Below are 9,059 nucleotides of genomic sequence, written 5' to 3'. Positions count from 1 at the left end.
GTGCTCGAGGTCGACGACGCCGGGCCGGGCATCGACGCCGCCGACGTACCGCGGGTGTTCGACCGGTTCTACCGTGCCGACAGCGCCCGGGCGTTGCCGGGATCCGGCCTGGGGCTGTCGATCGTGCAGCGGGTCGTCGACGCCCACGGCGGCCGGGCCTCCGTCGCCCGCTCCGCACGCGGTGGCGCGCTGCTTCGGGTCGACCTTCCGGCCGCGGCCCCGCCCGCCCCGATCGCGCGGCTCACCGCCGGGGAGGACACCGCGGCGTGCTGACCCGCCCCGGCGGCGCGGCGCAGGACAAGGGACGGTGGCCCTCGGGCATGGCCCCGCGCGGCTCACCGCCGGGCCAGGACACCGCGATGCGCCGACCCCAGACCCGGCCGCACGGCGCAGGACCAAAGGGCGGCGACCGTCGGGCCCATGAAAAAATCCGGGACGGGCCCCAGGCCCGTCCCGGATTTCGTCCGTGCCGCCGCGCTCACCGTTGCAGCGCGGGCTCCTCGTCGTCGGCGAGCAGCTGTTGACCGTCCGGCAGCTTTGCCGCTGGACGGGACAGCCGGCTCGGCCACCAGACCCGGCGGCCGATCAGCAGGGTGAGGGCGGGCACCAGGACCGACCGCACCAGCAGGGCGTCGAGCAGCACGCCGAAGGCGACCAGGAACCCGACCTCGATCAGCATCACCAGTGGAAGTGTGACGAGGACCGCGAACGTGGCCGCCAGGACCAGGCCTGCCGAGGTGATGACGCCACCGGTGGCCGAGAGGGCTTTGAGCATGCCCTCTCTGGTGCCGAGACGCACGGTCTCCTCCCGGGCCCTGCTGGCCAGGAAGATGTTGTAGTCGACGCCGATCGCCACCAGGAACAGGAATGCCAGCAGCGGCACCGAATAGTCGATGCCCTTGAACCCGAGGATCGTGTCGAAGACGAACACGCTGCCGCCGAAGGCCGCGGCGAATGAGACGACCACGGTGGCCATCAGGACCAGCGGGGCCAGGATCGCGCGCAGCAGCAGCCCGAGAATGATCAGGACGACGGCGAGCACCAGCGGGATCACCAGCTTCTCGTCGCGCTTGGTGGTCACCTCTGTGTCGAGGTTCTCCGCACTCGGCCCGCCGACGATCGCCTCCGCCCCGCTCACCGCGTGCACGGCGGTGCGCACCCGCTTGATCGTGTCGTACTCCGCGACGGTGTCCGGCGCGTCCTTCGGGAACACGGAGATGTTGGCCCAGCCACCGCTGGTCTGCTCCGGGATGGCCTGGGCCACACCGGGAGTGTCCTTGACGATGTCGAGCACCCGCTCCTGGTGCGCCGGCCGCGTGAAGATCGTCATCGGCTGGCCGCCGAGCTCCGGGAAGTGCTGGCGGAGAACGGTGAAGCCGGTGACCGACTCCGGCGCGGACAGGAACTGGTCCTGCTCCCGCAGGGCGCCGGTGTTGCCCGCCAGCCCGAGGGCGAGCACACCGAGGACTCCGAGCGAGCCGAGCGCCGCCACCCACCGGCGGCGGCTGATGGCGGTGCCGAGCCGTCCCCACAGCCCGGGCTTCTCCTCCACGGCCGTGCTGAACCGCGGGATGGCCGGCCAGAAGATCTGCCTGCCGAGCACCACGAGCACCGCCGGGAACAGCGTCAGCATGGCCACCAGCGCGCACAGGATGCCGGCCGCGCCGATCGGGCCCAACCCGCTGGTGCTGTTCAGGTCCGCGACGAGCAGGCAGAGCAGGCCGGTGACCACGGTGGCCGCGGACGCGACGATGGCCGGCGCCGCGCCGCGCAGCGCGTGGACCATCGCGACCCGGACGTTCTCATGGTGGTGCAGTGCCTCCCGATATCGAGCGATGAGCAGCAGTGCGTAGTCCGTGCCGACGCCGAACACCAGGATTGTCAGCAGCGCCGAGTTCTGGTCGTTGACCACGATGCCGAAGCCCTTGACGAGCAGGTAGACGGTCCCCATCGAGGTCAGTGCGGCCGCGCCCACGGCCACCAGCGGGATGATCCACAACACCGGGCTGCGGTAGGTGAGGATGAGCAGGAGCGTGACGACGGCGATGGTGGTGAGGAGGACCTGCACGTCGATGCCGTCGAAGACGGCATCCATGTCGCCGTCGATCGCGCCCGGGCCGGTCACGTCGAGTTCCAGGCCGGCGGGGCGGTCCTTCGCGGCGTCACGCAACGGGCCGACGATCTCCTCCGGTGGGCCGTAGGCCGTGCTCACCTCGAGGGTGAACGTCATCGCCTTGCGGTCGGTGGAGAGGCTCGTCGGTGAGTCCTCGTCGTCCTCGCCGGCCGCCGCCGTCGCCTTCGGCGGGTACCGCTCGGCAAGGGTGTCGTAGTGGCGCTCGACCGCCGCGCGGTCGGCGGCGGTCATGCCGTCGGCCCGGTGGTACACGAAGACGAACGTGCTGTCCTCACCGCCGGGGAGACTGTCGTCCAGCGCCGCCACCTTGGTGGACTCGGCACCGGCCGGCAGGGTGTCTACTGCGCTGTCGGTGGTGACCGAACTCAACTTTCCGCTCAGCGGCACCATGCCCGCCGCCAGCACCAGCCACAAGCCAATCACCAACCAGGGCACCCACCGGCCTGCCAACCGACCGGCCGGCGCTTCCCCGGACGGCGCTGCGTTGACTGCCATCACTAGCCTCCTACATACGGGTTGCATCGCTTATCTGGATGCCTGCTTCCTACTGAGCGAACCTGAGACGACTGTTAAATACGGTGCTCAGGCCGGTTGGCCGAACCATGTGCCCAGCGCACGCACCAGCGGGGTGGCGTCGAGGTCCTGCCCGGTAGGCAAGGCCCAGGCGACACAGCCGTCGGGCCGGATGAGCAACGCGTCGACGTCCACCCGGCCCGTGCGGGCGGTGACGGTGTTGACCCGTCCGGTCCACGCGGCCGCGGCGTCGCGGGCCTCCGCGCGGTCGACGAGGTCGAGCAGGGGCCCACGATCCTCACGCAGCAGGTCCGCCGACAGGGTCACCGCGGTGACGACGTCCGGGTCGGGCCGCTCCAGCGTCAACTTCAGGTCCGGGCACAGGGTGCCGACGAGCCGGTGGTCGTCGCCCAGGTCGTACCGGGCGTCCATGCCGGCGAGCGGGTCGGTGACGTACCGGTGGGCGTCGTCGAGGTCCATCAGGTCGGAGAACATCTCCCACAGCGCCCTCGTCTGCGGGCCGGGTTGCATCGGGGCTCCTGTCGGGCTGGTGGGCCGGGTCCGCAGCGACCGGGTGGTGCGGCTGCCGAAGCCCTCGATCAAGGAGTACGCCCTGGCCTGTCCCCGGGGCGGGCGACCGCCGATGCACGGCAAGGAGTTCCGCTTCGCCAACCCCGAGACCTGGCCCGAGGCGGCGATCACCACCGTCACCGACACCACCAACTACGGCAAGGCCGAAGCCCAGGCGTGGGACCGGGTCCACCCGAGGCCCGGCAGAGCGTGCCGGTCGGCCCATCGCGCCCGCGCCCGTTGCCATTGGTTCGGAGGCGGAGGCCCTGTCGGCGGAGGGGGCGCAGGCGGTGCAGACACACGATCACGGTGGGGGACGTATCCCCCGCCTGGCAGACGAACGGCAGCCTCCACAACGGCACTTGGCATGATGTCTCTGTTGGAGCGCCGGGCCTCGGTGTACGCGCCGACGAGTGGAACGGTTGTTCTGCGCCACCGGACCTTGAGCGCGTGCCATCGCAGGTTGAGTGACCCGTCAGTCCCACGAGTTGAAGATCGCCGCGCCAAGAGTCGCGGGCTGCCCGTGCTTGATCTGGCGCCACTCCGCCTTGGACAGAGCTGAAGTGTCTGCATCCTCCAGCGAGGACAGGAGTTCCGCCGCAGTCAAGAGAGTGAAGCCGAAACTGCCGAGGGCGGCGGCCCAGGAGGGCAGGTCGACACCAAGGCCCCTGGCGGGACGCTGACCAGGTCGAACGCGCCGTCGTGTGGTGGGCCGGCTGGTACAACACCGAGCGCCTGCACTCCGCACTCGACTACCTCCCACCCGAGGAGTTCGAGGCGGCCTACTACCGTTCTTTGGTCACTCCGAAAACCGCCTGAGACACACAAGATCGGCCGCTACGAAACTCGGGGCAGCTCACTCCGACATGTCATGACGGTAGAACTGCGCCAACTGTTCGATAACGGGACGCAGTTCGCTGTCCGCTGGCCAGAGAGTGACCGGCATCGTGCCATCGGTCGAGCGCATTCAGGGATTCTCGCACCGATACACAACATGGATCCACGGGGCGACGAGAGCCATATGCGACAGCGTCGGCCGTCGAGCATCCGTCCGGCCTCTGCACCGCGACGGTTTAAGGACGGGTTCTAACGTTCGTCTCAGGTTCGCTCGGTAGGAAGTAGGCATCCAGATAAGCGATGCACCCCGTATGTAGGAGGCTGGTGATGGCAGTCGACGCAGCGCCGTCAGGGAAAGCACCGCCCGGGCGGTTGAGGTTCGGGGCGGCCACCAGGGCGCTGGCGACGGCGTTCGCTGTCGCCGCCCGCGGGTCGCACGCCGACAACAGTGCGGCGCCCGCCGCGACCGGCCCGCACAGCGCGCACGCGAGCGGGTCGTCAGTTCCACCCCAGCCGCTGCGCGTCGGCGAGCGGTTCCTCGACCTGAGGATGGCCGAGGCCTAGACGCCCGCGCCGCCGGAGGGTGGCGGCTCGGACGGGTACCGGTGCCAGGTGATCGATCCGGGCCTGACCACGACGGCGTTCCTGACCGGGACCCAATTCGCATCGGAGAACGTTGCCACTGCGCACCACGCCGTCGTGTACGCAGTGCCGTCGGGCGGCGCTGCCGTGGTGCGCGAGCAGGACGCGAAGACCCGTGGTCTCGGCTGGCAGTGTTTCGGCGGAACCGGCACGGCCGGCCGTCGAGGTCGAAGGGAGGCGCGGCGTGGGTGGACACCTGGGCGCGCCTGGTAACGACGAAGGGTCGATCTGAAGCATCTCGCAGACGGATGCCGCACGGATACCGCACCACACAAACACCTGAGGAGAGACTGACATGAAGTCTATGGGACGTCGCGGCTTTCTAGCCGCTTCCACGGCACTTGGCGCTGGTGCCGGCTTGTCCGCGTATGCCGCCGTTTCGGCAACGGACGGGAACAAGAATCCGGACAAGACTGCGGACATTGCATTGCGAGACCGGGACCTGCCCTTCATCGGCACGGAGGAGACCTTTTCGACTCCCACGTTGTTGAAGCTGAACTCCATCAATCAGGATCACATAGCGTTCCTTGAGGAAATTGGTCTTTCGGATCTAGGTCAACGCCGCATCGGCGATATGGATGCGGGGGGACTCAACGTTCAAATCCTCTCTGCTCATACACCCTCCGTGCAAAATGTCTCTGGGCAAAGGGGCATCGACCTTGCCTATCGTCTTAACCGGCAACTTGTAGACGGGCCAATCGCCAAATATCCGGGCCGCTTCAAGGCTTTCGCCACCTTGCCCTTGCAGAGCCCGGAGGCGGCGGCGGACGAACTGGAACGCTCGGTTCGGGAAGATGGCTTCGTGGGCGCACTGACCAACGGACACATCGCGAAGAAGTATCTCGATCATCCCGATTTCGAGCCTGTGCTGGCACGTGCCGTTGCTCTCGATGTGCCGATCTACCTGCATCCCGGTTATCCAGCTGACGAGGTCTTCAAGATCTACTACAGCACCACACGGTCTAAATACACGGAAGAGTACCAAGACTACATTTTCAGTGGGTCTGGATATGGCTGGCACCAGGAGGTGCTGACCCAATGCATTCGGATGATCACGTACGGGGTTTTCGACAGATTCCCCAAACTGAAAATCATCATCGGCCACATGGGCGAAGGTCTTCCCTTCTACTACGAGCGGATCGTCAATGACATGGGTGAGCCAACCGAAGACTCGCTCGAGAAGCCCATCGGGCAATACTTCCAGGACAACTTCTGGGTCACAACCAGCGCATTCCCCCAGACCGAACTGCTCGATCTCCTGCTGAAGTACATAAGCGTGGATCGAGTGATGTTCGCAACCGACTACCCGTTCGCGGACATAAAGGAGCAGACCGACTGGTTCCGCGGAGTCGATTTGCCACGTGAAGACAAGGAAAAGATTGCGTTCCGAAATGCAGAGAAACTGTTCAGAATGAAAGTGCCCGTGAAGTGATACGCCAGCGTCGGCCGGAGTGACAGAATGCTTTGCTGTAAGGCGAGAGTACGGCCGAAGTATGTGATGCGCGGCTGCCGCATCACGCGGTCCTCATGCAACGGCTCTGCTGGTTGATGGCTGCCGCTCGCCTCATCGGGGAAGCTTCGCGGTGCGTTCGGGGTGAGCCGCAGTGATGTTGCCCTTGCCGAAAACCCCATCCATGCTGGTCAGGCCACATGTCGGTACTCATGGAGGGTGCCGCCGAGTCGGGCCCGCCGTCGTACTGACACCGTGTCCGCGGGCAAGGCTGGCGATGGTCTGGCCGTCGAGGTACGCGACGCGCACGTCGGCGATCGTCTTGCCCGCGACAGCCGGCCGTCGACCACCCTTGTTGCCCTTGGCCTCGGCGGCCCGCGACCCGTCGTAGGTCAGTTCCCGCTGGAGGCCGGGCTGGAGTTCGCCGGCGGCGGCGAGGGTCTGCACCATGAACTTCACGGTGGACAGCAGCTCGCCGGTGCGCGGATGGCAGGCGGTGAGGTCCATCGCGGAGAACGCACCGTCGTGGATACGCAGGGTGAGCTGGTCGCGGTGCAGGACTTCGAGGACGTCGAGGATGTGCTGGTTGCCGCGCACGAGGCGGAACAGCTCGGAGATGTGCACGGTGTCGCCCGACCGCGCGTAGGTGAGCAGCTCGCGGAACCTCGGCCGCTGAAGCGGGTGCAGGCGGCTGGAGGTACCCGGGTCCTCCTCGAAGACGACCGGGTCCTCGATCCCCGCCTCGGCGAGGACGAGGTCCTGGCGGGCGGTGGACTGCTGGTCGGTCGACACCCTCTTGTAGACGAGATTGGCCACGCTGTTCCCCGCTTCTGCCGCCGCATCGGACCTCGGGTGTCATCTGACCCTGTCGTCAGCCACCATCGGATCGCATTGGATCGGAGCCGCCGTCAGGTCCCGAAATCACTAGGTTCATTGGACATCTGCCGCCCCTGTCGTCATTCGATCGTTCACCGACAGCGACGACCCGCACGGTCGCGGCTCCGCGGGCCCCTCCAGCGCTGGGGCGGCGGCGTACGAATTCCCGCTTCGGATCAGGCTGGTCGATCGGAGGCGTAGCGGGCGAGCGTAGTCTCTACCGCTTGCTCGACGGCGTAGCGGATGTCGGAGGCTGTGGGGTTCCAGTCGGTCAGCAGCATGCGGGGCCACAAGACGTAGTTGGCAATCATCCCGAGGAACTGGTTAGCGGCGCTCTCGGCGTCCGGAACGTCGGCGTTACCGGCCTCGTGTTCCGACTCCAGGTATCGCTGGACAGAGGTGAAGTAGGGCAGCTTGCCGAGCTGGAACTGCATCCGTCCCAGTTCGGGGAAGCGAGGCAGCTCGGCGATGACGATGCGGAACAGGGCTGTCATGCCGGGCCGGCCGATCAGGTCGGCATAGCGGTGGCCGATGGAGATCAGGCCGGAACGCAGATCTCCGGCCTGAGGTCGCGCGATGGCGCCGGCGGCGTCACGCTGCCATGACTCGGTGACGATGGCCTCGAAGAGGGCCGCCTTGGTGGGGAACTGCTTGAACAAGGTGGACTTCGAGACTGCCGCCCCTTCGGCAATGCGCGCGAGGGACGTGCCGTCGTAACCGTGGTTCAGGAAGAGGTCCGTGGCCGCGGAGATGATCGCCTCACGCTTTTGCTGGGCGAGACGACGGTGGTGTGTGGAGAGCTCTGCTGCCATGCGTGCAGTATGCCCCAGACCCGAGGCGAGTCACTTGACTCGCCTCTTTGGGGCTGCCTACGCTGCGACGGAAAGGCGAGTCAACTGACTCGCATCCGATGGCGGTGCCCGATGCCTCTCTGGTGCCGTGTGATGAGGGAGCAGCGGATGACAGCCGACAGGATCGCTTTGGTGACCGGTGCGAACCGTGGTCTGGGCCGGAGTACGGCTCTTGCGCTGGCGGCGCGCGGGGTGCGGGTCGTGGTCACTCATCGCGGTGATGTGGCCGGGGCCGAGGAGACGGAGCAGCAAGTGCACGCTGCGGGTGGAGCCGCCGCTGTCGTGCGTCTCGACATCAGCGACGCCTCCTCTTTCGGAGCCTTCACTTTCGAGCTGAGCGGGCTGCTTGAGCGCTGGAGGGCTTCGCGGCTCGATATCGTGGTCAACAACGCTGGGGTGGGTGTCTTCGGCCCACTGGAAGCTGTCACGACCGACGACTTCGACACGGTGTTCAACACGAACGTGCGGGGCACGTTCTTCCTCATCCAGTCGCTTGTGCCGCTGCTGGCGGAAGGCGCCCGCGTCATCAACGTCTCGTCGTCGTTGACTCGCCACACCAGCCCCGCGACCTCGGTCTACTCCGCCTCGAAGGCCGCCATCGAGGCCCTGAGCCGCACTCTGGCCGCAGAACTCGGCCCCCGAGGCATCCGGGTCAACTCCATTGCCCCGGGGCCGACCGCCACCGACTTCAACGGCGGTGCCATGCGGGATGACGCCGGTATGCGCCAGGGTCTGGCCGGGCAGACCGCGCTTGGCCGCGTCGGCGAACCCGAGGAGATCGGCGACGCCATCGCCACACTGGCGTCCGACGGCCTGCGCTGGATGACCGCCCAGCGCATCGAGGTCTCCGGCGGCGCCCTCCTGTGACCGACCGGGCGAGTCTGCCCCGGGCCACAGCAACCTCGCCGCTGACTTCGGCACACGGATGGAGTCCCTGCGTTTCATGCTGCGCGACCGCGACACCAAGTACACCGAGGCCTTCGACGCCGTCTTCCAGTCAGAGGATGTGGACGTGCTGCTCAGCGCGCCCCGGGCGCCGCGAATGAACGCCCACTGCGAGCGCGTGATCGGCACGATCCGCCGGGAAGCCCTGGACCACGTGCTGATCGTGAACGAGGCCCATGCGCGTCGCGTCCTCGGCCGGTACCAAGATCACTACAATGGGCACCGGCCTCACCAGGCCCGG

Annotated in this window: 9 protein-coding genes and 2 pseudogenes; 7 read left to right on the top strand and 4 right to left on the bottom strand. The window is 67.2% G+C overall.

What is annotated here, in order from left to right:
- Window positions 1-273: ATP-binding protein (locus AOK18_RS17725; RefSeq protein WP_167738703.1), on the top strand; the 273-nt coding region annotated here is incomplete at its 5' end.
- Window positions 274-478: 205 nt separating this feature from the next.
- On the opposite strand, the gene AOK18_RS17720 is transcribed toward AOK18_RS17725, so the two are convergent.
- Window positions 479-2,629, bottom strand: a complete 2,151-nt coding sequence (locus tag AOK18_RS17720; protein ID WP_055695010.1) for an MMPL family transporter — start codon at window positions 2,627-2,629, stop codon at window positions 479-481.
- Window positions 2,630-2,716: 87 nt separating this feature from the next.
- Window positions 2,717-3,178 carry an aromatic-ring hydroxylase C-terminal domain-containing protein gene (locus AOK18_RS17715; protein WP_055695009.1) on the bottom strand — a complete coding sequence of 154 codons (462 nt, stop codon included), beginning with the start codon at window positions 3,176-3,178 and terminating at the stop codon, window positions 2,717-2,719.
- 7 nt (window positions 3,179-3,185) lie between these two features.
- On the opposite strand from AOK18_RS17715, the pseudogene AOK18_RS31020 reads away from it, so the two are divergent.
- The 4 genes and pseudogenes from AOK18_RS31020 to AOK18_RS17705 all read left to right on the top strand — a co-directional run.
- A pseudogene (locus tag AOK18_RS31020) lies at window positions 3,186-3,416 on the top strand (transposase); the annotation flags it as partial.
- Between the two features lie 470 nt (window positions 3,417-3,886).
- Window positions 3,887-4,036 (top strand): annotated as a pseudogene (locus tag AOK18_RS35400) (integrase core domain-containing protein); the annotation flags it as partial.
- Between the two features lie 345 nt (window positions 4,037-4,381).
- On the top strand, window positions 4,382-4,618 hold the full coding sequence (locus AOK18_RS17710) for a hypothetical protein (protein WP_055609459.1): 237 nt from the start codon (window positions 4,382-4,384) through the stop codon (window positions 4,616-4,618).
- A 373-nt stretch (window positions 4,619-4,991) separates the two neighbouring features.
- Window positions 4,992-6,128, top strand: coding sequence for an amidohydrolase family protein (locus AOK18_RS17705; protein ID WP_055695007.1), 1,137 nt, complete (start codon window positions 4,992-4,994; stop codon window positions 6,126-6,128).
- Window positions 6,129-6,356: 228 nt separating this feature from the next.
- Here AOK18_RS17705 and AOK18_RS17700 read toward each other — a convergent pair whose 3' ends face one another.
- Window positions 6,357-6,962 (bottom strand): recombinase family protein, encoded by a 606-nt coding sequence (locus AOK18_RS17700; protein ID WP_079105068.1) that lies wholly within the window; start codon window positions 6,960-6,962, stop codon window positions 6,357-6,359.
- A 236-nt stretch (window positions 6,963-7,198) separates the two neighbouring features.
- On the bottom strand, window positions 7,199-7,834 hold the full coding sequence (locus AOK18_RS17695) for a TetR/AcrR family transcriptional regulator (RefSeq protein ID WP_055570508.1): 636 nt from the start codon (window positions 7,832-7,834) through the stop codon (window positions 7,199-7,201).
- A gap of 147 nt (window positions 7,835-7,981) precedes the next feature.
- On the opposite strand from AOK18_RS17695, the gene AOK18_RS17690 reads away from it, so the two are divergent.
- Both AOK18_RS17690 and AOK18_RS17685 read left to right on the top strand, forming a co-directional pair.
- Entirely contained in the window at window positions 7,982-8,740 is a 759-nt protein-coding gene (locus tag AOK18_RS17690; RefSeq protein ID WP_055695012.1) for an SDR family NAD(P)-dependent oxidoreductase, read from the top strand.
- Window positions 8,741-8,816: 76 nt separating this feature from the next.
- A partial coding sequence (locus AOK18_RS17685; protein ID WP_240503218.1) for a transposase occupies window positions 8,817-9,059 on the top strand: 243 nt, incomplete at its 3' end.

It is taken from the genome of Streptomyces prasinopilosus, from assembly GCF_001419695.1.
GTDB classification, from domain to species: Bacteria; Actinomycetota; Actinomycetes; order Streptomycetales; family Streptomycetaceae; genus Streptomyces; species Streptomyces prasinopilosus.
Note: the sequence above shows the minus strand (reverse complement) of the source record. Positions and strands in the feature narration are given on the sequence as shown.

Coding starts and splice junctions, on each gene's coding strand:
- AOK18_RS17705 (WP_055695007.1), top strand. CDS start 4,992: ATGAAGTCTATGGGACGTCGCGGCTTTCTAGCCGCTTCCACGGCACTT.
- AOK18_RS17690 (WP_055695012.1), top strand. CDS start 7,982: ATGACAGCCGACAGGATCGCTTTGGTGACCGGTGCGAACCGTGGTCTG.
- AOK18_RS17715 (WP_055695009.1), bottom strand. CDS start 3,178: ATGCAACCCGGCCCGCAGACGAGGGCGCTGTGGGAGATGTTCTCCGAC.
- AOK18_RS17720 (WP_055695010.1), bottom strand. CDS start 2,629: ATGGCAGTCAACGCAGCGCCGTCCGGGGAAGCGCCGGCCGGTCGGTTG.
- AOK18_RS17695 (WP_055570508.1), bottom strand. CDS start 7,834: ATGGCAGCAGAGCTCTCCACACACCACCGTCGTCTCGCCCAGCAAAAG.
- AOK18_RS17710 (WP_055609459.1), top strand. CDS start 4,382: ATGGCAGTCGACGCAGCGCCGTCAGGGAAAGCACCGCCCGGGCGGTTG.